At 62.5% G+C, this 23,612-nt stretch carries 20 protein-coding genes and 1 pseudogene; 9 read left to right on the top strand and 12 right to left on the bottom strand.

What is annotated here, in order from left to right:
- The first annotated feature begins 42 nt into the window (after positions 1-42).
- The 3 genes from ACMDCM_RS01330 (at position 43) to ACMDCM_RS01340 (ending at position 5,271) form a co-directional block, all read left to right on the top strand.
- Positions 43-993 carry a multicopper oxidase domain-containing protein gene (locus ACMDCM_RS01330; protein WP_412771880.1) on the top strand — a complete coding sequence of 317 codons (951 nt, stop codon included), beginning with the start codon at positions 43-45 and terminating at the stop codon, positions 991-993.
- Positions 994-1,346: 353 nt separating this feature from the next.
- Positions 1,347-3,197, top strand: a complete 1,851-nt coding sequence (locus tag ACMDCM_RS01335) for an EAL domain-containing protein (RefSeq protein ID WP_412771881.1) — start codon at positions 1,347-1,349, stop codon at positions 3,195-3,197.
- Between the two features lie 280 nt (positions 3,198-3,477).
- Positions 3,478-5,271, top strand: coding sequence for a glycoside hydrolase family 15 protein (locus ACMDCM_RS01340; RefSeq protein ID WP_412771882.1), 1,794 nt, complete (start codon positions 3,478-3,480; stop codon positions 5,269-5,271).
- Positions 5,272-5,392: 121 nt separating this feature from the next.
- Here the strand turns inward: ACMDCM_RS01340 and ACMDCM_RS01345 are convergent, their stop codons facing one another.
- From ACMDCM_RS01345 to ACMDCM_RS01375, 7 genes are all read right to left on the bottom strand, one after another.
- Positions 5,393-6,196, bottom strand: a complete 804-nt coding sequence (locus tag ACMDCM_RS01345; protein ID WP_412771883.1) for an HAD family hydrolase — start codon at positions 6,194-6,196, stop codon at positions 5,393-5,395.
- A complete protein-coding gene (locus tag ACMDCM_RS01350) occupies positions 6,193-6,726 on the bottom strand; it encodes a gluconokinase (protein WP_412771884.1) in 534 nt (177 codons plus the stop codon). The genes ACMDCM_RS01345 and ACMDCM_RS01350 overlap by 4 nt, the downstream gene beginning before the upstream one ends.
- On the bottom strand, positions 6,723-7,463 hold the full coding sequence (gene pgl, locus ACMDCM_RS01355) for a 6-phosphogluconolactonase (RefSeq protein ID WP_412771885.1): 741 nt from the start codon (positions 7,461-7,463) through the stop codon (positions 6,723-6,725). Before pgl ends, ACMDCM_RS01350 begins: the two co-directional genes overlap by 4 nt.
- Complete coding sequence (gene zwf / locus ACMDCM_RS01360; protein ID WP_412771886.1) at positions 7,460-8,974, bottom strand: glucose-6-phosphate dehydrogenase; 1,515 nt, start codon at positions 8,972-8,974, stop codon at positions 7,460-7,462. Before zwf ends, pgl begins: the two co-directional genes overlap by 4 nt.
- Complete coding sequence (gene gnd, locus ACMDCM_RS01365; protein WP_412771887.1) at positions 8,974-9,987, bottom strand: phosphogluconate dehydrogenase (NAD(+)-dependent, decarboxylating); 1,014 nt, start codon at positions 9,985-9,987, stop codon at positions 8,974-8,976. Before gnd ends, zwf begins: the two co-directional genes overlap by 1 nt.
- A 265-nt stretch (positions 9,988-10,252) precedes the next feature.
- Positions 10,253-13,105 carry a bifunctional transaldolase/phosoglucose isomerase gene (locus ACMDCM_RS01370; RefSeq protein WP_412771888.1) on the bottom strand — a complete coding sequence of 951 codons (2,853 nt, stop codon included), beginning with the start codon at positions 13,103-13,105 and terminating at the stop codon, positions 10,253-10,255.
- Positions 13,106-13,346: 241 nt separating this feature from the next.
- Positions 13,347-13,493: a hypothetical protein gene (locus ACMDCM_RS01375; RefSeq protein ID WP_412771889.1), complete on the bottom strand. Its 147-nt coding sequence runs from the start codon at positions 13,491-13,493 to the stop codon at positions 13,347-13,349.
- Between ACMDCM_RS01375 and ACMDCM_RS01380 the strand changes: the two genes are divergently transcribed.
- The 4 genes from ACMDCM_RS01380 (at position 13,492) to ACMDCM_RS01395 (ending at position 15,004) form a co-directional block, all read left to right on the top strand.
- On the top strand, positions 13,492-13,749 hold the full coding sequence (locus ACMDCM_RS01380; protein ID WP_412771890.1) for a DUF6894 family protein: 258 nt from the start codon (positions 13,492-13,494) through the stop codon (positions 13,747-13,749). The two genes, ACMDCM_RS01375 and ACMDCM_RS01380, sit on opposite strands and share 2 nt — an antisense overlap.
- Positions 13,750-13,793: 44 nt before the next feature.
- Positions 13,794-14,270 (top strand): glutathione peroxidase, encoded by a 477-nt coding sequence (locus ACMDCM_RS01385; RefSeq protein ID WP_412771891.1) that lies wholly within the window; start codon positions 13,794-13,796, stop codon positions 14,268-14,270.
- A complete protein-coding gene (locus ACMDCM_RS01390) occupies positions 14,267-14,524 on the top strand; it encodes a DUF3297 family protein (protein ID WP_412771892.1) in 258 nt (85 codons plus the stop codon). Before ACMDCM_RS01385 ends, ACMDCM_RS01390 begins: the two co-directional genes overlap by 4 nt.
- 123 nt (positions 14,525-14,647) lie before the next feature.
- A complete protein-coding gene (locus ACMDCM_RS01395) occupies positions 14,648-15,004 on the top strand; it encodes a DMT family protein (RefSeq protein ID WP_412771893.1) in 357 nt (118 codons plus the stop codon).
- A 116-nt stretch (positions 15,005-15,120) separates the two neighbouring features.
- Here ACMDCM_RS01395 and ACMDCM_RS01400 read toward each other — a convergent pair whose 3' ends face one another.
- Positions 15,121-16,026: a metallophosphoesterase family protein gene (locus ACMDCM_RS01400; protein ID WP_412771894.1), complete on the bottom strand. Its 906-nt coding sequence runs from the start codon at positions 16,024-16,026 to the stop codon at positions 15,121-15,123.
- 94 nt (positions 16,027-16,120) lie between these two features.
- Positions 16,121-17,069 (bottom strand): annotated as a pseudogene (gene mbfA, locus ACMDCM_RS01405) (iron exporter MbfA).
- A gap of 111 nt (positions 17,070-17,180) precedes the next feature.
- Here mbfA and ACMDCM_RS01410 point away from each other — a divergent pair.
- Both ACMDCM_RS01410 and ACMDCM_RS01415 read left to right on the top strand, forming a co-directional pair.
- Positions 17,181-17,669 carry an NUDIX domain-containing protein gene (locus ACMDCM_RS01410; protein WP_412771895.1) on the top strand — a complete coding sequence of 163 codons (489 nt, stop codon included), beginning with the start codon at positions 17,181-17,183 and terminating at the stop codon, positions 17,667-17,669.
- A 68-nt stretch (positions 17,670-17,737) separates the two neighbouring features.
- Entirely contained in the window at positions 17,738-18,262 is a 525-nt protein-coding gene (locus tag ACMDCM_RS01415) for a GNAT family N-acetyltransferase (protein ID WP_412771896.1), read from the top strand.
- Between the two features lie 261 nt (positions 18,263-18,523).
- Here ACMDCM_RS01415 and ACMDCM_RS01420 read toward each other — a convergent pair whose 3' ends face one another.
- The 3 genes from ACMDCM_RS01420 to ACMDCM_RS01430 all read right to left on the bottom strand — a co-directional run bounded on the left by ACMDCM_RS01420 (position 18,524) and on the right by ACMDCM_RS01430 (position 23,586).
- A complete protein-coding gene (locus ACMDCM_RS01420; RefSeq protein ID WP_412771897.1) occupies positions 18,524-20,812 on the bottom strand; it encodes a TonB-dependent receptor in 2,289 nt (762 codons plus the stop codon).
- Between the two features lie 128 nt (positions 20,813-20,940).
- Positions 20,941-21,375: a DUF2946 family protein gene (locus tag ACMDCM_RS01425; RefSeq protein WP_412771898.1), complete on the bottom strand. Its 435-nt coding sequence runs from the start codon at positions 21,373-21,375 to the stop codon at positions 20,941-20,943.
- 147 nt (positions 21,376-21,522) lie between these two features.
- A complete protein-coding gene (locus tag ACMDCM_RS01430) occupies positions 21,523-23,586 on the bottom strand; it encodes a hypothetical protein (RefSeq protein ID WP_412771899.1) in 2,064 nt (687 codons plus the stop codon).
- Positions 23,587-23,612 lie beyond the last annotated feature (26 nt).

Raw genomic sequence — 23,612 nt, forward strand, 5'->3', positions numbered from 1 at the left:
ATCATGAAGCGGAGAGCGATTGTGAAGGGGAGATCGATTTCAATGACGACTGCAGGTTTGAAGAAGAGCGCGATCACGGGGGGCCTCGCGGCCGCTCTCATACTGGCCGGCGCCGCGATCACCGCGGCCCAGGCCAAGACCGTCAAGGTCGAACTGACGGCCAAGGAGGTTACTTTGCCGGCCGATAACGAGGGCCACACGTTCGCCGCCTGGACCTACAACGGCGAGATTCCTGGTCCGCTGATCCGGGCGACCGAAGGCGATACCATCGAATTCACCTTGAAGAACGATGCCGCCAACAAGAAATCGCATTCCATCGACATGCACTCCGCGCGCGCCGATGTTCTGACGCAGTTTGCGCCGATCAAACCCGGCGAGACCAAGACCTTCTCGTATGTTGCAGAGCACCCCGGTGTATTCTTCTATCATTGCGGTGCTGATCCGATGATCCAGCATATTGCCCGCGGCATGATCGGGGCTGTCATCATCGATCCCAAGGATCCCAATGCTATGCCCAAGGCCGATCGCGAATACGTTCTGATCGAGCATCAGATGTTCGATAATCCTGAAGACGTCGACAGCATGATGGCGAACAAGTGGAAGCACGACGCCTTCAACGCCGTTCCGTTCCAGTATGACCCGGTGCATGATGAGCACGCGACGCAGACTCTCGAGGCCAAGCCTGGTGAGCGCGTGCGCATCTATATGGTCAATGCCGGTCCCAACGAGTTTTCCGGATTTCATCCGATCGCAGGCATCTGGGACAGGGTCTATCCCTCCGGCAACCCGAAGAACGTGCTGGTGGGGATGCAGAATTACACGCTTGCGCCGGGCGACGCCGCGACGTTCGATCTCATCTCGCCGAAGGAAGGCGCCTATGCGTTGGTGAACCATTCCATGCGGGCCGCGCTTTCCGGCGCGATCGCGATCATCATGTTCAGCAACAAGGCCGATCCCTCGATGGGTCATGGGGACAAGATCCTGGTGCGCTGACGCCAGGTCCCAGACGTGGAGCGTCTCGGCGCTCCACGTCAAAAGCGAACGTTGAATCGCGTGATTGTCGCGCGACATTGGACGCAAGGCGGCGGACGGTAGATATATCCGGTGCCGCGTTCATGTATCGGTAACAATAACCCGGATCGAACCGGCATCGCTGCGCCCGTGTGGAAGATGCGGCTCTGTTTGTGCGTCCGATTTAACCAACCTACAAGGTGACGGAACTATCCTTCTGCTGCGGAAGGAAGGGCCGTCGTACTTATGTTTGCGCCCAGCCGGTTGTAATTCGCAAGAGCCTGAAAGTCCGGGAGTTTCCCCTTTCAGTGCGTGGTGAAGGGTTGGGAAGGTTCATGTCCGGTGCGCCTGAGCGGAGCAAAATGTCTGTTGTCGCGAGCGAGGGGGCAACGTTAGCGTCAGATGGTTTGCAAATCGATCGAACAGGTTTGTGTTTCAACGACAGCATTTCCGCCCGGCTGAATTTCCTGAGCAAAGTCGTCGGATCGCTTCCCGCAGGGGTGACGGTTCAGGACGAGGAGGGAAATTTCGTTCTCGTGAATGCCGCCGCCGCGGCGCAATTCAATATGCCGGCACGTGACATCGTTGAAGCGACGTCGGGCACCCGTTTCCTTTCCGGAGAATTGAACAATCGCAGGCATCTTGCCCGGCGGGTGCTGCAATCGGCCAAGACCAGGATATCCGAAGAGCTGATCCAGACGGATCATGCGACAAAGTCCTATCTCACCACGCACAAGCCTGTCCTGATTTCGAACAGAAAACTCCTGCTTTCGAGTTCTGTCGATATCAGCCGGCAAAAGGCGATCGAGCAGGAGCTTTTTCGTTGCGCATACTACGACGAACTGACGGGGTTGCCGACCAGGCGGGTGATTGAGCAACACGCCAACAGTCTTATCCGTGAGGGACGATCGCCGGTCAGATTTGCGGTCGCATTTCTCGATATCGATAATTTCAAGCACATCAACGACTATTACGGCCATGCGTCCGGTGACGGGCTTCTCGTCGAGGTCGCCAGGCGTCTGGGTCTTGGTCTTCGTGCCACCGATATGCTGTCCCGGATCAGCGGCGACGAGTTTCTGCTTCTGCTGAACCCCGTCGAGAGCGACGCAGAGGTCGCCGAATACATCGAATTCGTGTTGCAGCGGCTCAAGGCGCCGTTTTTCATCGACGGATCGGAATTGTTCGCATCGGCATCGATCGGGGTCAGCATCTATCCGGATCACGGCAGCAGTTACGACGTGCTGCGCCAGAACGCTGACACCGCGATGTATCGCATCAAGAACGAAACCAAAGGCGCGGCCGCCATTTTCGATTCGGGGATGCAGCACGAGGCTTTGACCCGAATGGAGATCGAACAGTCGCTGCGGCTCGCGATTCTCGACAAACGCTTCTGTTGCGCGTTCCAGCCCAAGGTCGATATCGAGACCCGGCAGGTCAAGGGCATCGAGGCGCTGGTCCGGCTGCGCGATGACGAAGGGATCATACAGGAACCTGGTACGTTTATCGATCTCGCGGTCGAACTCGGGCTGATCGACGATCTGACGCATCTGGTCCTGGCCGAGATCATGAGATCCATCGATCTCATCGATGACACTTTCGGCGCCGGCGCAGGCATCAGCATCAATGTCGCCGCCAAGCAGGCCGGCAATGTGGCATTCATGACTTCCTTCGCGCGGGCGCTCGAAAGGACCGGCTGTCCGGCGCGGTTCATCGTCGAGGTCACGGAAGATGCGTTCGTGGCAAAAACCCGTTTCCAGACAGAAATCCTGCCGATCCTGCGAAGGCTCGGCGTTGGAATCTCCATCGACGACTTCGGTATCGGATATTCGTCCCTGTCGGCTCTTGCGGATATCACGGCCGATGAAATCAAGATCGACCGGTCGTTCATTGTCGATATCCACAAGCGTCCGCGCAGCCAGGGCATCCTGAAGGCGATCGAGTCTCTCAGCGAGGCTTTGGGAATGACGGTGATCGCGGAAGGCGTCGAGACCTTCGAGGAACTCGCTTATCTGCAAGCCGCGACCCGGATCAGATACGCGCAGGGATTCTATTTTTCCGAACCCGTCTTCCTCGAAGGACTGAAGCCCGGCAGGCGGACGGCCAGCGAAGGTCGCAAGAGTCCGGCCAGCAGGGCTGTTCAGGAAAGTCGCCCGGCCTATTCTCGCGCCACCGGCTATGGTCGCTAACCGGCGGGCGAGAGCTGCACTGTTCCGCGTCACCCCGGTCGCCGTGCGCGTGGGCTCCGGCGGCGTGGGTCTTTTCTGCACTCACATAAAATTGTTTCCACGAACAGGAAGCTCATGGGGTGGCCAACAGCCAGCCGATGGATAATACTGGCTAGAGCCTTTCCGCTTCTGATGGAATCAGAAGCGGGGCTCATTGGTTTTGATTAGACGCGTTTTCTTCACGCGCACCGGTATCCGCTCCGCTATAGTCTTCCAGTTTTATTCCGTCGAGCCCTGCCAATTGCCCAGCAATATCGAAGACTATGGAATCATCGGCGACGGCGAGACCGTCGCGCTTGTTGACCGCACGGGGTCGCTCGACTGGCTTTGCTGGCCGAGTTTCGATTCGGATGCCTGCTTTGCAGCCCTGCTGGGCGATGAGCGCAATGGTCGTTGGCGGATCGCTCCCGCGGGCGAGGTCGAGCGTTCGACCCGCGGCTACCGCGGTGACAGCCTCATCCTGGAGACCCGGTTCGAAACCGCCGACGGCGCCGTGACCCTGATCGATTTCATGCCTCCGCGCGGAACGGCGTCCGACATCGTCAGGCTGGTTCGATGCGATCGCGGCCGCGTGAAAATGCGCATGGATCTGGTGATCCGGTTCGGCTTCGGGAAAAACGTTCCTTGGGTTCGCCGCACGGAGGACAGGGCGCTCCTCGCCGTTTGCGGGCCCGACATGCTGGTGTTGCGCACCTCTGTCGAGACGCACGGCGAGGACATGACGACGGTTGCCGACTTCGAGGTGAGCGCCGGCCAGACGGTTCCGTTCGTCATGACCTACGGCGCATCGCATGTCGCCATTCCCCCGCCGATCGATGCGGCGGAAGCGTTGAAGGAGACGGAGACGTTCTGGCGGGAGTGGTGCGGCAAGTTCGACTATGACGGGCCGTATCGTGATATCGCGATGCGCTCGCTGGTCGCCCTGAAGGCGATGATCTACGCGCCATCCGGCGGCATCGTTGCCGCGCCCACGACTTCGCTTCCGGAAAAACTTGGCGGCGCCCGCAATTGGGACTACCGATTCTGCTGGCTGCGCGACGCGACGTTCACCCTGCTCGCGTTGATGAACAGCGGCTATTATGACGAGGCCTCGGACTGGCACGACTGGCTGCTGCGGTCCGTCGCGGGCTCGCCCGCCGATATGCAGATCATGTACGGCATTGTCGGGCAGCGGCGGCTGACGGAATGGGAGGCCGACTGGCTGCCCGGCTACGAAGGCGCGCAACCGGTCAGGATCGGCAACGCGGCGCATGCGCAGTTGCAGCTCGACGTCTACGGCGAGTTGATGGACGTGTTTCATCAATCGAGGGAGGCGGACCTCAAGCTGGGCCAGACCACCTGGGCGCTCGAATGCGAACTGCTCGAACATCTTGCAAAGATATGGAATGAGCCGGACGCCGGCATTTGGGAGATCAGGGGTCCGGGCAGGCATTTCGTCTCTTCGAAGGTACTGGTCTGGGTGGCGTTCGATCGCGGCATCAAGAGCGCGGAGCATTTCGGCTTCGACGCGCCGGTCGAGCGCTGGCGCGATCTTCGCGATACCATCCATCGCGACGTCTGCGAGAACGGCTTCGACCGCGAGCAAAACACATTCGTCGAATCCTACGGCTCGAAGGTGCTGGACGCCAGCACGCTTCTGATTCCATCGGTGGGCTTCCTGCCGCCGTCCGATCCGCGTGTGACGGGACTGCTGGCGGCGGTCGAGAAACATCTGATGCCGGACGGTTTCGTGCTCCGGCACGATCCGCGCGCGGTGTCCGACGAGCAGCCGCCGATCGAGGGAGCCTTTCTGGCCTGCACGCTCTGGCTCGCGGATGCCTATGTGCTGCGCGGCGACATTGAGCGCGCCGAGGCGCTGCTGAAGCGGGTTACTGCCGTGGCGAACGATCTCGGTCTGCTGTCGGAGGAATACGATACGTCGGCCCGCCGCCTGACCGGCAACTTTCCGCAGGCGCTGACGCACATCGCGCTTGTCAACACCATTCACAATCTCAATGCCGCGCAAAAGCCTGCGATGCAGCGGGCGAAGACGTAGCAGCTCACCGGTTCGAGCAGCTCACCCGTTCGAGTCTGTTTCAACCGCGTTGAATCAGACTCGTCGCTTATCTTTATTGTTTGAACATGATCTTTTCCGAAAACCGGTTCACTTTTCGGGATCATGCTCTAGCGATAATCCGATCGATCGCCTTTGCGAAACCATCGTTTTGATTGGTGTCGGTGACATGGGAGGCTTGCGCCTTTACGTCGTCGGTCGCGTTGCCCATGGCGAACGACAGGCCGCTTTTGCCGAACATGGCCAGATCGTTCTGCATGTCTCCGATGGTGGCGACGGCGCGCGTCGAAATATCGAGGTGCTCAGCCATCATTTCCACGAATGTCCCCTTGTCTCGTCCGGCAGGCGTGATGTCGAGATAGTAGCTTTGCGAACGGAAAGCCGCCGCCCGGCCGGCGAGCGCCGTCCGCACTGCGATCTCGCAACGGGCGAGTTTCTCGGGGTCGGCGCTGACGCCAACGATCTTGCAGGCGTCGTTTGTGAATTCGTCAAGGCTGGAAACGATGACGGGGGTCATCTTGATGGTGCGCTGCTCATGCGGGATGTAGCGCCCGTCGTCACGCGTGACGAACCAGCGATCCGCCGTGAACAGCCAGATATCGACGTCGGGTGCTTTCAGCGCGTCGATGGCCATCCGTGCTGCGGAAGCGGAAATAACCTCCTTTTGAAGCACCTTGAGGGTGGGATCGACGATCAGGCTGCCGTTGAAGGCGCCGAACGGCAGCCTGAGACCGAGCGGCTCGACCAGCATCCGCATCCCGAAGGCGGGGCGGCTGCTGGTGATCGTGAAGCCGATATCCCTGTCTGCGAGGTCTTTCACCGCCTTGATCGCGGCTTCCGTCAAACGCTTGTCAGGCGTCACCAAGGTGCCGTCGACGTCGGAGATCACAAGGGAGATGGGATTCATGAAACTGTCTGGCTCCGCTCGAGCACGGTCAGGATGCGATCGGCGATGTCATCCACTGTCGCGTCGACATCGACGACGATAGGCCGTTCGTCTTCTGTCGGCTCTTCCAGCGTCTGGAACTGGCTTTGGAGCAGCCCCGACGGCATGAAATGCGCGTTTCTCGCCCTGAGGCGATCCGCGATCAGGTTCTTGTTGCCGCGCAGATAGACGATGCGGGTATCGCGATGACCCTGTACGAGAATGTCCCGGTAGGCGCGCTTGAGCGCGGAGCACGCCATGATGATGCTCGTGCCGTTTGCGCGCTTGCGCCCGATCTCGGCGGCAACGGCGCGCAGCCACGACCAGCGGTCGTCGTCGGTCAAAGCAATGCCGGCGCTCATTTTCTCGATGTTGCTTTTGGAGTGAAACTGGTCGGCATCTTCCACGACCCATCCCAACCGTCGCCCCAGCGCGTCCGCGATCGTGCTTTTGCCGGATCCGGAGACGCCCATGACGATCAGCGCGCGGAAGGCGGGGTTCGGGTCGCTCATGCCGTTCGACCGGCCGCCGCCGCATCGGTCAGCCACGTCGTGATGCCGTTGGACTGGGCGCGCGCGCCGGGCAGATCGGCGTCCGCCATGATCTTTGACAGGATGTCGCGCTTGGCTTCGCCGCTGACGAGAAACAGCATCTCGCGGGAGGACGCCAGCGCCGGAAGCGTCAAGGTGACCCTGGGAACGAAAGGTTCGACATGGGCGTGATCGACGCCGACGGCCCAGCGCTCGGTTTCGCTGAGCGCCTTGTCGCCGGGAAACAGTGAAGCGGTGTGACCGTCCGGTCCGAGTCCCATCAGCACGAGATCGAACAATGGCTTCGTCGCATCCAGGCGGAGCGCGCCGTAAAAGGTCTGGAGTTCGCGCTCGTAAAGCCGGGCCGCCGTATCCGGATCGGGCGCATCGGTCGGGACGGGATGGATATTCTCGGGCGGAGCGCAGCGGTCGAGGAAAATGGCCCTGGCCATCGCCATGTTGTTGCGTGGATCGCCCGCGCTTACGAAACGCTCGTCCCCGATGAACCAGTGAACGCGATCCCAGGCGATGCGCGAGCGATAGTCCGGACTCCCCAGCAGCGCGTAGAGCGCTTTCGGGCCGGAGCCGCCGGTCAGGCAAATCGCCGGCTGGATTCGACTCTCGGCAATTCGGGCGATCAGATGCTCCGCGGCTTCGGTCGCGACTGCCTGCGCATCCGCCAGGACCTGAAACCTGCGGCCGGCTTCAGTCGAAGTCATGTCAGCTTGCGCCAATGGCGGCCGTCCCGCGCCAGCAGTTCGTCGGCCTCGGCCGGGCCTTCGCTGCCTGCCCGGTAACTGACCAGCCCGTCGGCGCCGGCCTTCTTCCAGGCGTCGAGAAACGGCTGAACTGCCTGCCAGCCGGCTTCCACGCCATCGGCGCGCTGAAACAGGATGTTGTCGCCGATCATGCAATCGTAGATCAGCGTCTCATACCCCGTGCTCGGCTCCGCCTTGAAGTAGTCCTTGTAGCGGAATTTCATCTCGACGCCGTCGATCGAGATCGTGGGGCCGGGCACCTTGGTGTTGAATTGCAGCGTAATGCCTTCGGCGGGTTCGATGCCGATGACCAGGTAGTTCTGCGACAGCCGATCGACCGGCGTGGAGCGGAACATCGCGAACGGCGCCTGCTTGAACTTGATCGCCACCTCGGTGCGCTTCAGGCCGAGCGCCTTGCCGGTTCGCAGGTAGAAGGGAACGCCGGCCCAGCGCCAGTTGTCGATCGTCAGCTTCAGCGCCACATAGGTTTCCGTGGTGCTGTCAGGTTTCACATCCGGCGTCTTGCGATAATCGCCGACCGCGTCATTGCCGTCTTGCCCGGCGCAATATTGCCCGCGCACGGAGTTGCCGAGCGCCTCCGCGGGGGTCTGGGTCTGGATTGCCGCAAGCACTTCCGCCTTTTCCGAGCGCACCGCGCTGGCTTCGAATCGTCTCGGCGGCTCCATCGTCACGAGCGACAGCAACTGGAACAGGTGGTTCGGCACCATGTCCCGCAGCGCTCCGGTCACGTCGTAGAAACTGCCGCGATGCCCGACCGCGAGCTTTTCGTCGACGGTGATCTGAATATGGTCGATGTGGTTGCGATTCCAGATCGGCTCGAACATCCCGTTGGCGAAGCGAAGCACGAGAATGTTCTGGACCGTTTCCTTGCCGAGATAGTGATCGATCCGATAGATCTGATGCTCGTCGGCGATCTTGAGCAGCTTGTCGTTGAGGGCTTTGGCCGACGCAAGGTCGGTGCCGAACGGTTTTTCGACCACCAGCCTGCGCCAGGCGCCGTGCTGTTCGCGGAGCAAGCCGACCCGGCCGAGTTGTTCGGCGATCGGCGCGAATGCGGCAGGGGGGACCGCAAGATAGAACAGGCGATTGCCGCACGTTCCCTTTTCGGTCTCCAGCTTTTCAAACGCCTTGCTCAACGTGTCGAACGAGGCGGGATCGGACGGATCGGCTTCCAGACAGGTCAGGCAACGAAGCACCCTTTGGGCAATGTCTTCTTTGACGGGCCGCGTGGCGTGCTTGTTCAATCCCTCCATCAGGCTTTGCCGGAGGTCGTCTTCCGACATCTGCTTGCGGACGATGCCGACGATGCAGAACTGCTCCGGCAGCAGGTCGGATTCGGCGAGATTGTAGAGGGCGGGAATGACGAGGCGATGGGTGAGATCGCCGGTAACGCCGAAGATGACGAAGCAGCAGGGCTCGGGCCTGCGCGGCTTGTTGCTTGCGTCCGTCATCAGCTCGCGGTCCTCTGCTTCGCGGAGGAGTCCACTTCTCCCGGCTCCTTGTGACCGCCGAATCCCTCGCGCATCGCCGAGAGGATTTTTTCGGCGAACGTATGTTGCCGGCGCGAACGGAATCGCGCGAACAGCGCCGCCGTCAGGACGTCGGCCGGGACGGCTTCGTCAATTGCGGCGTTGACCGTCCAGCGACCCTCGCCGGAATCCGCGACGAATCCCGAATAGGCTTCCAGCGTCTCGCTGCGGGCCAGCGCAGCCGCCGTGAGATCGAGCAGCCAGGAGGGAATGACGCTGCCGCGCCGCCAGACCTCGGCAACGTCGGCGAGATCGAGCTTGAAACGATGATCCTCCGGCAGGGCATCGACGTTCGCGTTCTTGAGAATGTCGAAACCTTCGGCATAGGCCTGCATCAGGCCATATTCGATTCCGTTGTGCACCATCTTGACGAAATGGCCGGCGCCGACCGGACCGGCGTGGAGATATCCCTGTTCGACGCGCGGATCGCGGCCGTCACGGCTCGGCGTTCTCGGAATGTCGCCGCGGCCGGGCGCCATTGTCGCGAAAATAGGATCGAGCCGGTCGACCACCGCCTTGTCGCCGCCGATCATCATGCAGTAACCGCGCTCAAGGCCCCAGACTCCGCCGCTGGTGCCGACATCGACGTAATGGATGCCTTTCTCGCGCAGTGTCCTCGCCCGCCGGATGTCGTCCTGCCAGAAGGTGTTGCCGCCGTCGATGACGACGTCGTCGCGTTCAAGCAGTCCGGCGATCGTCTCGATGGTGGACTCCGTGATCGCGCCGGCAGGCAGCATGACCCAGACGGCGCGGGGCTTTTCGAGCTTCCTGATGAAGTCTTCGAGATCGCTCGCGCCCGTCGCTCCCTCTGCGGCGACCGTGGCGACGGCCTGATCGTTTTTGTCGTAGACGACGGCCTGATGGCCTCCCTTTTTCATCAGCCGGCGAACGATGTTGGCCCCCATTCGCCCCAAGCCGATCATGCCTATCTGCATTCGTCCAATCCTCCATTCGGGCGCCGGCAGACGGAATGGGTATCCCAAACGCTGTCTGAGGCTAAATGATGCTTGCGTTTCAGGGTGTTGCGCAACACCGCCTTCGGAATGTGTTCAGGGGGATTGGACGGCGTTGAAGTCGGCGGTCGTCGAGGGAAGTGGTGAAGGGCATATGCACCAGAGGAATATTTGTTCCCGACGCGTCATCGCATTTGCGTGAGCGCGCCGGGCTTGCCGCCATCGCGAGAGCCTCGAGGGATGCCGATCAACTCAGAGCCTCGGTGATCGCGTCGCCGAGTCGCGACAGGCCGGATCGAAGATCGCCCTTCAGATGCACGTGCAGCGCTCGCCGTCCGCGCCCGGTGAGCACATCGAAATCGCCGCGCGCCTGCGCCGTTTTGATGATGCCGAAGCTTGTTTTCCGGCCGGGGATTTTCAGGTCTCTTGCGTCGTCGGCGGTGATCTGAAGGAAGACGCCGCTGTCGGGGCCGCCCTTGTAGGCCTGGCCGGTCGAATGCAGGAAGCGCGGGCCGAACTCGGCGCAGGTAGCGACTTTTTCCCGGTCGCGCACCGCGAGGCGCATCCGCTGCAGGTCGCCGATATGCTCGTGGTCACGCGCGATGTAAGCCAGCAGCGCGACGTAGTCGCCGGGCTCCGTGCGCGCGAAGTGCGCCTTGAGCCATGAGGGCAGATCGCCGTCTGCGCCTTTCTCGCGCAAGGCGCGTGCATTTTCAGCGTCGGTGTAGAGATCGAAACCGGCGGTGGAAACCGCGGGCTCCTCGTCCGGAAGCCTGCCGGTCTTTTCGAACGCGGCCGTCAACTCGCGGGTCCTGACCTTGGCGGCCTCGACGTCCGGCTGATTGAACGGATTGATGCCGAGGACCGCGCCGGCGACCGCGACCGCCATCTCGAACCGGAAGAACTCCTGGCCGATCTGATCGATCGACTTCATCACGATCCGGACCACCGGATGTCCGGCGTTCTCCAGCGCGCGCAGTTTTTCGTCATGGGCGACGTCGTCATCGCCGATGGTGCGGATGTCGATGAAGAAACGGTCGTTGCCGTAGAGGCTTGCATCGCCGAGCGGCTCGCCTTCGATCGGGATCAGGCCCTTGCCTTCCTTGCCGGTCGATTCGGCGATCAACTGCTCCGCCCATGCGCCGAAATCGGCGATTTTCCGTGACGACAGGATCGTGATCTTGTCGCGGCCTTCGCGCCCGGCGAGACCCATGGCCAGACCGAACTGGACGCCGGGATTGTCCTGCGGAGGCACGTCGGCGCCGCAGGACCGCGCCATGACGAGGGTGCTCCCGAGTAATCCCGTCACGTCGATTCCAGCCGTCGCGGCCGGGACCAGGCCGAACGGGGATAGCACCGAATAACGGCCGCCGATTGCGGGGTCGCCGTGAAACGTGCGGGCATAACCGAGCTTTGCCGCTTCCTTGTCGAGCGACGAGCCGGGGTCGGTGACCGCGATGAAGCGATGGCCTGCCTTGTCCGCGCCGACAGCCTTCGCCACACGCGCGTGAAAATAGTCCTTCAGCACATTCGGCTCGGTGGTGCCGCCGGACTTGCTGGATACGATAAAGACGGTCCTTGCGATATCGATGGCAGCCTCAAGCGCACGGATCTGGGCGGGGTCTGTGGAGTCCAGCACATGAAGTTTCGGGAAACCGGCGGCCTTCGCAAACGTCGTCGCCAGCACCTCCGGGCCCAGGCTCGATCCGCCCATGCCGAGAACGACCGCGTCGGTGAAGTGCTGCTTCTTCACCCGCTGCGCATAGTCCTCGTAGTCGGCCGCGCGGTCGAATTCCGCGGCGGGGCTCCTGAGCCAGCCCAGCCATTTGTTTTCGTCCGCGCCGGTCCAGACGGTCTTATCCCGCTGCCACAATTTGCGGACGGTACCGGCGGCCCGCCAGTCCTCCGTCTGCTCCGCGACGGATTTCGCCATGGCCGGGCCAAGGGACAGCGTCTGCTGGCCGAGGGTGGTGCCGAGAATTTTCGCCCGTTTGCGGGCGACGGCGCCGAGCAGCTTGTCGGCCGCATCGTCGAACAATTGCACGCCTTCCTTGACGAGATTCCGGGTGACCGCATCAAGCGAAATTCCCGCATTCGCGAGCGCGGCGAGCGTTTGCCGCGCCTCATCGAGATTGTCCTCGAGGCTGTCGCGCGGCCTGCCGTGATCGCGAAAGGCATCAAGAGTTGCCGGGGGGACGGTGTTGACCGTGTCCCTGCCGATCAGTTCCTCCACGTAGAGAACGTCGCTATAATCCTTGTTCTTGGTCCCGGTCGAGGCCCACAGCAACCGCTGCGGCCGCGCGCCCTTGGCTTCCAGCGCCTGCCAGGCCTCGCCCGCAAACAGTCGCTTGTAGTCCTGATAGGCGAGCTTGGCGTTGGCGATGGCGATCTTGCCCTTGAGCGATGCGAGGCGCTGCTTTTCCGCCGGATCGTTGGCCTGAGCGATCTTCTCGTCGAGTTGCTTGTCGACGGCGCTATCGATGCGGCTGACGAAGAAACTGGCGACGCTCGCGACGTGCGAGGGATCGCCGCCCTTGCGAATATACTCCTGAAGTCCCGCCAGATACGCCTCTGCGACCTCGATATAGACTTTCTGCGAGAACAGCAGCGTGATGTTGATGCTGATGCCTGCGGCGATCAGATGGCGGATGGCGGGCAGTCCCTCCGGCGTCGCGGGCACCTTGATCATCAGGTTCTTGCGGTTGACGGATTTCCACAGCCTCTCGGCCTCGATAATCGTCGCGTTTGTATCATTGGCCAGATAGGGCGAGACCTCCAGGCTGACGAAACCATCCCTGCCATCGAGTTCGTCATAGACGGGCCGCAGCACGTCGGCGGCGTGCTGGATGTCCTCGACTGCGAGCTGCTCGTAAAGGCCGGCCACGGACCTGTCGCCTTTTTCAAGAATGGCGGCGATGGCGCCGTCATATTCGTCAGAATTCCCGATGGCTTTCTCGAAAATCGACGGATTGGAGGTGACCCCGCGGACGCCGTCGGTCTCGACGAGATGTTTCAGGTCGCCCCTGGCGATGAAGCCGCGCGCGAGAAAATCGAGCCAGACGGCCTGGCCGTGACTTTGCAGTTCTTTGACAGGATTCATGATGTTCTTCTGTGTTCTGACGCCGCGCCGTCTGAAGGAATTTTCTGGCCCGCCAGCGAGGTTTGTCAAGTTGGCCGGCAAAAAATGGCCTCATCAAGGGCGAGCTTGCCACTCTCATAACGTTTTTGGCGGAATATTGATCCCGTCCGGAGGCTGCCGGGACCGGCTCGACGAGTCATGGCAAGTCCGTACGCATCGAATACGCAGCACGGTTCGCTTCGGCGTCGCCGCATAGGCTTGATCAGGAGTTCTTGAGGCGGGCGCAATTTGGCGACAGGATCAAGCCGATGGCGGCGCGGGTCTTGTCGTCCGATCCCGCCCTCGGATAAAGAACTCGTGAGAACAGCCGGCTGACAGGTTCACGCTCGGCCGTTAAAGGTTCGTCCATGCCCCGATATTTCTTCAACACCCGCATCGGAAGCGACCTGATCCTCGATCCCGAGGGCGAGGAGCTGCGCGATCCCGACCACGCCTGGCGCGCCGCGCGAACGACGATCCGGGAAATTCTCAAGGCGGACGGTGAACAGCGCGCCATTCTCAATGCCGTGCTGGAGGTTACCGACGCTGCCGGTGAAATCGTCCTCGAATTTCCGTTTACCGAAGCCATCCTGGATTCGGTTGATCGATCTTCGACGCGGCACTGAATTCGGAATGGTCGGTCGCGCCGGCGCCTGAACGGAAGGTTCTTATGTCTGGTGTCTTTGATTTTTCCGCCAACACGCTGGCCGGCGAGCCTTGCGCATTGAGGCAGTTCGAAGGCCAGGTCCTTCTGATCGTGAATACCGCGAGCGCCTGCGGCTTCACGCCGCAATACAAGGACCTCGAGGAACTCTATCGGGCCATGAAGCCGCGTGGATTTTCGGTGCTCGGCTTCCCCTGCAATCAGTTCGGCAAGCAGGAGCCGGGATCGTCCACTGATATCCGGCAGTTCTGCTCCACCAAGTATGACGTGACCTTTCCGATGTTCGAGAAGATCGAGGTCAACGGCGATCAGGCGCACCCGCCTTACAAGTATCTGAAGCGTGAGAAGTCCGGGTTGCTCGGCGCGTCGATCAAGTGGAATTTCACGAAATTTCTGGTAGATCGGCAGGGCAACGTCGTCGCCCGCCACGCACCGACGACAAAGCCGAAAACCCTGACCAAGGAAATCGAGGCTCTGCTGTGACCGACCAGACCGCGACCAATCAGTTGCCCGATCGTTTGTCGACCGACCCGCGCAGCCCCCATTACGACGCAGAGATTCTTTCGCGCGATATCGGCATCCGCTTCAAGGGCGTCGAGAAGAACAATGTCGAGGAGTATTGCGTCAGCGAAGGCTGGATACGTGTCGCCGCCGGCAATGCCAGGGACCGCCATGGAAATCCGCTGACCATCAAGCTCACCGGTACGGTCGAGCCTTATTTCCGGACCGGGAGTTGAGCCTTGGGCACTTCCGGTGCTGGTGTTTAAGAAGTTCGTGCAACATAGCGACCTCTCGCTTCACGTGGATACAGGGTGCGAACGGTCGTCGCTTTCCTCCGGCCATTTTCGAAAGCCGAAATCATGCCCTTCACGATCCCGTCGTGGCTTCTGCCGATCCTGATGCTGTTCTGTTCGAACGTTTTCATGACATTCGCCTGGTACGGGCATCTGAAATTCAAGGAGAGCCCGCTTCCTCTGGTCATTATGATCAGTTGGAGCATAGCTTTGTTCGAATACTGGTTTGCGGTGCCGGCCAATCGCTGGGGCAGCGCGGTCTATTCGGCGGCTCAACTGAAGACCATTCAGGAAGTGATTACCCTCATTGTGTTCGCCGGCTTCTCGGTGATGTATCTGAAGCAGCCGCTGGGATGGAATCATGCTCTCGGCTTTGCGTTCGTAGCGCTCGGCGCATTCTTCATTTTCCACAAGTGGTCGTGAGGCGTGAGCGAGCAGGTCAAGAGCGTTTTCGAGCGAAGTGGAATCCGGTTCGCGTGAAGAAACGCGTCAAATCAAGAAGCTAGAGTTTCACCGTTTCCATGAAACGGTGAAAGACTCTAGATCAACTGAACCCGCTGCAGTTCGGTAACCTCCGCTTTCTCGACCGCCGCACCATCGGCAAAGCCGCGCACCCGCTGCTCGCAGCGCCACGAATCGCCTTCGCGCGAGATCGAAAACAGGTTGTAGGCGGCGGCCGGATAGTTCCGGTGCGGCGTCGCCGACGCCGATGGCACGCCGATGGCCGGCACGCGGCCGAGCGGTCCCTCGAACCACATGGTGGAACGAACGTGATCGTGCCCGTGCAGGATCAGATCGACGCGATGCCGCTTGATGAGCGCCAGCAACGCGTCCGCATCGGTCAGCCGCTTGTACGAGGCTTTTGAAGACAGCGGATGATGGATCAGCAGCACGCGAAAGCTCGGCTCATCCGCGATCTGTGAAAAACCCTGCTCCAGCATATCGAGCTGGCTGCGTCTCAGCGAACCGGTGGCCATGAACGGCCGTGTCGGCACCGCGGACGACACGCCGATCAGCGTCAGCGGTCCTCTACGGCGCAGGAACGGAAACGAAAGCGGCGCTCCGGTGCCGGCGCTGTCGCCGCGCATATATTCGGCCCATTGGGAGGTCTGTTTTGTCGTCACGCGAACATAGGCATCGTGATTGCCGGGAACGAGGGTGACGTCGGCGGGCGCGCCGACGCTTTCGAGCCAGGCGCGTGCCTGCGTGAATTCGTCCGGAAGCGCGAGATTGACGAGATCGCCGGTGATCGCGATGTGGCCGGGCGATTGCGCCCTGAGATCGGCGACCAGCGTATCAAGCACGTCGCGCCGGTGAATCTTGTGGCGATCGCGTCGCCAGTTCAGATAGCCGAGGGCGCGCTTGCCCGCGAGCTGATGCAGCCGCGGCGCCGGCAGCGGCGCCAGATGCGGATCGGAGAGGTGTGCGAGCGTGAACGCGGTCATTATGGTGACACTATTATCGAACGGACAAACATCGTGGATTTTCTTATCGCATGATCTCTCCGGAAAACCGGTGCTCACTTTTCCGGATCATGCGCTAGGCGCTGCCGATCAGGATTCCGGCGAGAAACACCAGCGCGCCGCCGACCGCGATCTGGAACGTCGCCTGCAGCCACGGCGTATCCATGAAGCGGTGGCGCACCCAGGAGATGACGCCGAGTTCGACGATCACGACGGCGACCGCCAGCACCGTGGCCACGTAGAAATCCGGGATCAGGTAGGGCAGGGTGTGGCCGAGGCCGCCGACCGCCGTCATCAGCCCGCATACGCCGCCGCGGATCCATGGCGAGCCGCGGCCGCTCAGCGTGCCGTCGTCGGATAGCGCTTCGGCGAATCCCATGGAAATGCCGGCGCCGACGGAAGCCGCAAGACCGACTAGAAAAGTCTCGAACGGTTTGTGGGTTGCGAAGGCGGCCGCGAACAGCGGCGCCAGCGTCGAGACCGAGCCGTCCATGAGCCCGACAAGGCCCGGCTGCACATATTGCAAAACGAACGCGCGGCGCTCGCTGTCGGACTCGCCGGCTTTGACCTTCTCCGTCAGATGTTTCGCGGTGAGCTGCCCGGCCAGCGAATCGTGCCTGTCTTCCTCCTCGGCGAGGCCGATCAGCAATTCGCGGATCGATGCATCGCGCGTCGTTTCCGCAGCCTTGCGATAGAACCGCGCCGCCTCCTTCTCCATGCCCAGGACGTATTTGCTCGAGGCCGAGCGGCCGCGTCAGCCACAGCGGCTTTCGCTTGATGAAGCCCTTGACGTCGTGACGGCGGATCAGCGGCAGGCGGTCGCCGAATTTTTCGCGGTAGAGATCGAACAGCCTGCCGCGATGGCGAACTTCTTCCTCCGCCATGCCGGAGAGGACAGCGGCGGAAGCGGGGAACGGCTCGACCAGCCCTTCGGCGAATCCGTGGTAGATGCGGCTGTCTTCCTCTTCGTTGGAGATGGCGAGCGCCAGGATCTCCCGTTCCGTCAAATCCGCAAATCGCTTCACTGCTGCCTCGTGCCCCGGAATATTCTCAGGTTTTGGCAAGAGCGCCGCTATGATGCAAGGATCATGGGGATACGAACTGCGGCGAATCGCTGCGGCGGAGGTGCGCGCGTCATGACTGTCGGGGGATTGCGTCGCGGTTTCGAGCCCGTGCTGCGCCGGCTGCTTCACCTTTACTGGCGGTTTGCCCGCGGCATGACGCTCGGCGTGCGGGGTGTGGTGCTCGACGGCGACGACAGGGTGTTTCTGGTCCGGCACAGCTATGTGGCCGGCTGGCATCTGCCCGGCGGCGGCGTCGAGGTCGGCGAGGCGCTCGGCACGGCGCTGCGGCGCGAACTGATGGAGGAAGGCCGGATCGGGATATCCGGCGAACCCGCGTTGCACGGCATTTTTCTCAACAGCCATGTTTCGCCGCGCGATCATGTCGCGGTCTACGTCGTCAGGGACTTCCGGCAGGATTGCAAACCCGAGCCCAACCGCGAGATCGTCGATTGCGGCTTTTTCGCCGCGGATGCCCTGCCGGCGGAAACCACGGCCGGCACGCGGCTGCGGATCGCGGAAGTCCTCGACCATGCGCCGCCGACGGCTACCTGGCGGCGCTGATTCCGGTCGGTCGCATAACGGCGGCAGGCGATGGACCGCGCCCGTGGCAGGTGCTATCCGCCTCTCTCATGTCCGATCTGTCCCTCACCATCCTGACCGAGACCGCCAACGACGCGCAGGCCGTCGAGCGCCTGCACGAACGAACCTTCGGCCCCGGCCGCTTCGTCCTCAGCGCGTACCGGCTGCGCGAGCATGTCGATCACCTGCTTGAGTTGTCCTTCACCGCCCGCATCGGCACGCTGCTGGTGGGTTCGGTCAGGCTGTTGCCGGTCTGCATCGGCGACACGCCGGCGCTGCTGCTCGGGCCGCTGACGGTCGAGCCGCCGTTTCGCGGCCGCGGGATCGGCCGCGCACTGCTCGTTCGCGCGCTCGGCGACGCAAAAGCCGGGGGACATCGTCTTGTGGTTCTGGTCGGCGACGAACCCTATTACGGCCGCGTCGGCTTCAAGGTGATTCCGAAGGGACAGGTCGATATGCCGGGCCCGGTCGATCGGGCGCGGCTGTTGGTGTGCGAACTCGTCCCCGGCGCGTTCGAGGGCGTGTCGGGCATGATCCGTCCGGACTGGAGGTTCGCACGAGACGCCGCGCGATAGAGGCCGCATTTTTCGCGATGAGCGGGTAACCACCTCTGCCCATTGGGGAGAGATCGGATCGCTCGGCAGCCGCAATCGCGCGCCGGAGCGATCCCGGATGAGGGGGCCGATCGATATATCACGGCCGTAAAAAACATAGAGGCCCGCTTCTGATTCCATCAGAAGCGGAAAGGCTCCAAGAGCGTGCTCCGCTCGTCTCGATCCCATGGGAGAGGGAGCGATCCTCGTTGCGCGGTGAGGCTTTTCGCTGAATGGTCCACCTCAAAATTTCTGCGTGATGCCTGCATAGAATCCGCGACGCTGGCCGTATTGCGGGGCGAATACGCCGATGCCGGATCCGTTCCGGATCTGGTAGACGGTGTCGAACAGGTTGACGACATCGAACCGCAGCGTTGTCGGCTTGGTCGCGCTGACGATGTTGAAGTCGTGCGACAGGCCGAGATTGACCTGGGTATAGGCCGGAACGGTGCTTCCGTTCGGAATGCCGTTCACCTCGTCGTCCGCGCGCAGCCCGCTGCCGTAGATGAAGTCCGCGCTGAAGCGCGTGCCGCGCCATAGATAGGAGGCGCCGGCAGAGGCGGTCCAGATCTGGGAATGGTCGGTGTAGATGTAATGGCCGGCGATGTAGGCCAGATCGTCGGGACTGAACAGATACTGGTTCGAAACCACGTTGGTTGCGATCTGCTTGCCCCAGGCAACGTTACCGTAGGCGCGGAAATTGCCGTTGGTGTAGGTGGTCTTGAATTCGACGCCGGCATTTTCGCCGCGTGCATAGTTGAACGCCGTCAGCACATAGGCGGCGCCGAACTGGCCGTCGTCCAGCAGGTCCGTGGCTTTCTTGTAGTAGGCGTCAAGGCCGACTTCGAGACCGGGAACCGCATAGATCTTCTGCACGACGCCGACATCGAAGACGTGCGAACGTTCCGGCAGCACCGGATCGTTGGCGGAGACGGCAGGCTGCTGCGTGGTATTCTGCACCAGCGCGAGGTTGGTCGGCGCCGCAAGCACCTGCGGCGGCGGCGTGAAGTTGCGCGCATAACCGGCATGGAAGGTGGTGCCCTCGAAAGGTTTCCAGGTCAGGCTGATCCGCGGGCTGAGCTGGTTGGCGCTGATATATTGCTCCATATCGTCGAAGCGCAGGCCGCTGGTCAGCGTAAGGGTATTGGCGATCTTCCACTCGTCGGACACATAGGCACTGAACAGCCAGCCGGTCCTGGCGCTGGAATCGTCGATGCCGAACGGTGCGTCGAAGGGATTGCCGTCGCCGTCGAGCGGCAGCACGACCGAACCGTTGTTGACCAGCGATCGCTCTCCGGTGACGCCGAATCCGGCGCGCAGGGTGTGTGCATCGGTGAGCCGATAGGCGGTATCGGCCTGAATGCCGTTCGAGATGCTGCGTCGATAGACGTCGGACGCGACTCCGTTGAAGACGAGATCTCCGATCGTGTCCGGCATGAAGTGCAGCGTGCTTATGCGGTTGAAATAGGAGAGCTGCAGATCGAAGCCGTTGACGGATTTCTGGTACGCCAGCACGTTGAACTGGTTGAATTCGGTCTGCCGCTCGTTGAGTTGCGACGAGTCGAAGTTCGAGACTCCGTAGGCGGTGAAGGCCGGCGTCTGGCCCGGATTATTGGGGATCTGATAGGAGTTGTTGGAGACGCCGCTGATAAAGGTCAGGCGGCTGGTCGGATCGAGCACGGTCGAGAGATACAGGAAGCCTTTTTCCTGGTCGGTATGATCGTGAATCGCGCTCCTGGCCGCCGTCGGATTTTCCAGTCCAAGGTCGCTGCCGAAGTATCTGCCGGAGATGAAATACTGGGTCTGGCCGACTGTGCCGCCATACTGGATGCTCGGCGTGACAGTGCCGTGGCTACCGCCGTAAACACTGGCGCTGCCGCCGTTGTTGAAGGCGTCGGTTTTGGTCTGGATATCGACCACGCCGGCGGTGCGCAATCCGTATTGCGCCGGCAGCGCGCCCGTAATCAGCGACATGTTGCCGATCAGCGCGGTGTCGATGATCTGGCCGAAGCCGCCGACTCCGTCGGGGAGCGCGATGCCGTTGATGCGGTATTGCAGATTGGCATGCTCGTTGCGGATGTGGAGGTCGCCGCTGGCGGCGGAGTCCTGCGTCACGCCCGGCGCCTGCAGCAGCACCTTGTCCACGGTGGCGTTCGTGCCCTGCGGCATCGACTCGATCACCTGGTGGTTGAGCGTGTACGGCACGGCCCCCCCCGGCGCGGCGATGCGGGCCCGGGCATCGTCAAAAGTCGTGTTCTTCGCGGCCAGCACCTCGGCTTCGGTCGGCGGCGGGGTTTGCTGCTCCTGACGATGCCGATGGGTCGCGACGGATGTCGCGCGGCGGCCGGCCGTATGCGCAGGCCTGGCCCGGTGATGTCGCGCGTGGTGCGCGATCGGACTGGGCGCGTTGACCACGATATCGGGCAGCACGGTCTGAGCCGAGGCCTGATCCGGGATTGCCATGGCAAGGGCCGGAAGCGACGCTGCGCCGAGGCGCGCAATCGCCAGAAAACGATTGGAAGAAACTGACATTTGCTTGGTCCTGACGTGGCCGATATCGACCCGCAGCGGGCCGGCGGCCGTCGAAAATCGAGGGACGAGTGGCGAAACTCATCGGCAACGGCTACGCCAGCCGCGCGGGCGTCGCCGAGTGATCCACGTCAGGAGGCGGGTGGGGCGCGCGGTTGGGAAGCAATGCGCGGCGATTTGAGGTGATTGAATTCGGCGTAAGTCGTCTGATAGAGGAAGTGATACGCCTCGGGCAGCAGCAGGACCGGAGGTTCGGTGAACAGGACCGTTCCCGCGAGCGCCATGACGGCGCAAACCGCGCAGTGGTCGCTGCCCTGATCGTGATTTGACGCCGGTCCGTCAGGATTTGTGACCGACGCCTTGGCGGCATCCCTGACCGCGGAGTCTTTGGTCGCGAGAGTCTTGGCTGCGTCGGTCCTGCCGGCGTTGGTGGCCTGCATCGCGACGGCGGGGGCCGCGAGCGCCGCGCCGCCGTGATGATGTCCGAACGACAGCACAAACTGGATCGCAAGCGCGAGCAGGGCGAGCCGCGATCCATGTTTGATGTTCGACCGGAACCAGTTCATCGCAACGTGCCCCGCATCGCGCGCCGACCCCGGCATCGATGTTATAATATAACATCGATGTTTGCGGCCGATGTCAATGGCGACCTGCGGCGGCCGCCGGATGATCTCCGCAAATCGAGGGACTGTGGGTTTTTTGCAACGAAGCCTTCAGCGGCCCTCGCGCAGCCACGTCGCGGCGAGAGCGCCGAGCAGCAGCAACAGGCCGATCAGCCCTGCGAACACCGGCAGTACGCCGACGCCGCGCACCACGCTGGCGTCGCGCATCCGCACGCCCATCCAGCCGTCGCCGCGAAACACGCTCGAGGCGTGGACCGGAACGATGCGCGGAACGTCGACGCCCGAGCCGTCCGCGATCCGCCGGGCGTCGCCGCCGCTGGCCTGCGCGAGCGGCTTGAGTTCGTCGACGGTCGAGGTGACCTCGGAAAATTCCTTCGGATTGACCGGGCCGACATTGACCAGCGCTTTGAGCGTGCCGTCGGTCGCCTGCCACAGTCCGAGTTCGTCCGCCACCACCGACGCCTTCCACAGGCCGGGTTCGGCGGCGCCGAGCGTCAATTCGCGGATCTTGCCGGACGGCGATGTTACGGTAACCGGCGAGACGCTGTCGGCCATGGTCTGACGCTCCACCACGAGGTCCTTGCCGTGGACTTCGAGCCGCAACGCCTCTTCGTCGAGTTCGGGCTGCTTCATCAGCCAGTGCGACGTCCGCCGCAGCAGGTCGAGATACGGGCCGCCGCCCTCGTAGCCGCGCGCCCACAGCCAGATGTGGTCCGACAGAAGCAGCGCGACGCGGCCTTCGCCATAATGCGACAGCAACAGCAGCGGCTTGCCGTCGGCACCGGTCATGACCGGCGGCACCGACACGTTGCGGGTGTCGACCTCGCGGAAAAACCGGCTCCAGTGCGGCGGGTCGCTCGCGGACCCTTCGAGGTCGCGGGTGACCGGATGGCGCTTGCCGGCATCGCTCAGGCGCGCGTGGAACGGCTTGTCGGTGACGCCGGCGGGCTCGGCGGGCAGCACGGCGTCCAGCGGCGTCCGCCAGAGGCTGGTGGCCGAGGCGTAATCGGGACCGGCCGACACCAGCAACGCGCCGCCCGCGCGCACGTAACGCGCGATGTTGTCGAAATAGGCGATCGGCAGCACGCCCTGACGCGCGTAGCGGTCGAAGATGATGAGCTGGAATTCGTTGATCTTCTGCTGGAACAGTTCGCGCGTCGGAAAGGCGATCAGCGACAATTCGTTGATCGGCGTACCGTCCTGCTTTTCGGGCGGCCGCAGGATCGTGAAGTGCACCAGATCGACGCTGGGGTCGGATTTAAGCAGGTTGCGCCAGGTGCGTTCGCCCGAATGTGGTTCGCCGGATACCAGCAGAACGCGCAGCTTGTCGCGGACGCCGTCGATCGGCACCACGGCGCGATTATTCACCGGCGTCAGTTCGTTCGTCAGCGGCGAGGCCTCGATCGCGACGATGTTCTGGCCGGCATGCTTGATTTCGACGCCGACATCGACGGTTTCCCCGCTCGCAACCGTGCGCTCGCTGATGACCTCGCCGTCGCGGCGCACCACCACCTTTGCGTGCTCGCCGCTGACGCCCTGATCGTCGAGCCGATAGGTGATGGTCTGGGTCTGGCCGACAATGCCGAAACGGGGCGCTGCGACGATCGCGACGCGGCGGTCGCGCTCGTCCTTGTGGCCGGTGATCAGGGCATGCACCGGAGCCTTGAATCCGAGGGCGGCGACGTTGTCCGGAATATCGTGAACGCGCCCGTCGGTGATCAGGAACGCGCCGGCGACGCGGTCGGTCGGCACGTCGGACAGGGTAGAGGAAAGCGCCGAGAACAGCTTGGTGCCGTCGGTTTCGCCGTCCGCCTGGCCGGCATCGACGACACGGACCTCGAGTCCCTTGATCCGCTTGAGGCGGTCGACCAATTTCTCGCGTACTTTCGCGGTCTGGTCGGTGCGGTCGCCGAAATTCTGGCTCGGGCTCTTGTCGACGATAACGGCGGCCACCGACGACAGCGGTTCGCGCTCCTCGCGGGTGAAGGACGGATTGGCGAGCGCGAGCAGGATCAGCGCCAGCGCCGCCACGCGCATCGCGGTGCCCCGCGCGCGGCCGATCACGAGCATCACCGCGATCACGACGATCGCCGCGAGCGCGATCCACAGCACGACCAGGGGAACCAGCGGGGCGAAGGCGATGCCGTAGGTCATGCGCTATTCTTCCGTCGCGACAACCT

Source organism: Nitrobacter sp., from assembly GCF_047149785.1.
Classification (GTDB): domain Bacteria; phylum Pseudomonadota; class Alphaproteobacteria; order Rhizobiales; family Xanthobacteraceae; genus Nitrobacter.

Bases quoted from the DNA above. Each gene is read 5' to 3' on its own strand.
- ACMDCM_RS01410 (WP_412771895.1), top strand. From the start codon at position 17,181: ATGACTGTCGGGGGATTGCGTCGCGGTTTCGAGCCCGTGCTGCGCCGG.
- ACMDCM_RS01380 (WP_412771890.1), top strand. From the start codon at position 13,492: ATGCCCCGATATTTCTTCAACACCCGCATCGGAAGCGACCTGATCCTC.
- ACMDCM_RS01425 (WP_412771898.1), bottom strand. From the start codon at position 21,375: ATGAACTGGTTCCGGTCGAACATCAAACATGGATCGCGGCTCGCCCTG.
- gnd (WP_412771887.1), bottom strand. From the start codon at position 9,987: ATGCAGATAGGCATGATCGGCTTGGGGCGAATGGGGGCCAACATCGTT.
- ACMDCM_RS01415 (WP_412771896.1), top strand. From the start codon at position 17,738: ATGTCCGATCTGTCCCTCACCATCCTGACCGAGACCGCCAACGACGCG.
- pgl (WP_412771885.1), bottom strand. From the start codon at position 7,463: ATGACTTCGACTGAAGCCGGCCGCAGGTTTCAGGTCCTGGCGGATGCG.
- zwf (WP_412771886.1), bottom strand. From the start codon at position 8,974: ATGACGGACGCAAGCAACAAGCCGCGCAGGCCCGAGCCCTGCTGCTTC.
- ACMDCM_RS01335 (WP_412771881.1), top strand. From the start codon at position 1,347: ATGTCCGGTGCGCCTGAGCGGAGCAAAATGTCTGTTGTCGCGAGCGAG.
- ACMDCM_RS01385 (WP_412771891.1), top strand. From the start codon at position 13,794: ATGTCTGGTGTCTTTGATTTTTCCGCCAACACGCTGGCCGGCGAGCCT.
- ACMDCM_RS01395 (WP_412771893.1), top strand. From the start codon at position 14,648: ATGCCCTTCACGATCCCGTCGTGGCTTCTGCCGATCCTGATGCTGTTC.
- ACMDCM_RS01400 (WP_412771894.1), bottom strand. From the start codon at position 16,026: ATGACCGCGTTCACGCTCGCACACCTCTCCGATCCGCATCTGGCGCCG.
- ACMDCM_RS01430 (WP_412771899.1), bottom strand. From the start codon at position 23,586: ATGACCTACGGCATCGCCTTCGCCCCGCTGGTTCCCCTGGTCGTGCTG.
- ACMDCM_RS01370 (WP_412771888.1), bottom strand. From the start codon at position 13,105: ATGAATCCTGTCAAAGAACTGCAAAGTCACGGCCAGGCCGTCTGGCTC.
- ACMDCM_RS01420 (WP_412771897.1), bottom strand. From the start codon at position 20,812: ATGTCAGTTTCTTCCAATCGTTTTCTGGCGATTGCGCGCCTCGGCGCA.
- ACMDCM_RS01330 (WP_412771880.1), top strand. From the start codon at position 43: ATGACGACTGCAGGTTTGAAGAAGAGCGCGATCACGGGGGGCCTCGCG.
- ACMDCM_RS01375 (WP_412771889.1), bottom strand. From the start codon at position 13,493: ATGGACGAACCTTTAACGGCCGAGCGTGAACCTGTCAGCCGGCTGTTC.
- ACMDCM_RS01350 (WP_412771884.1), bottom strand. From the start codon at position 6,726: ATGAGCGACCCGAACCCCGCCTTCCGCGCGCTGATCGTCATGGGCGTC.
- ACMDCM_RS01345 (WP_412771883.1), bottom strand. From the start codon at position 6,196: ATGAATCCCATCTCCCTTGTGATCTCCGACGTCGACGGCACCTTGGTG.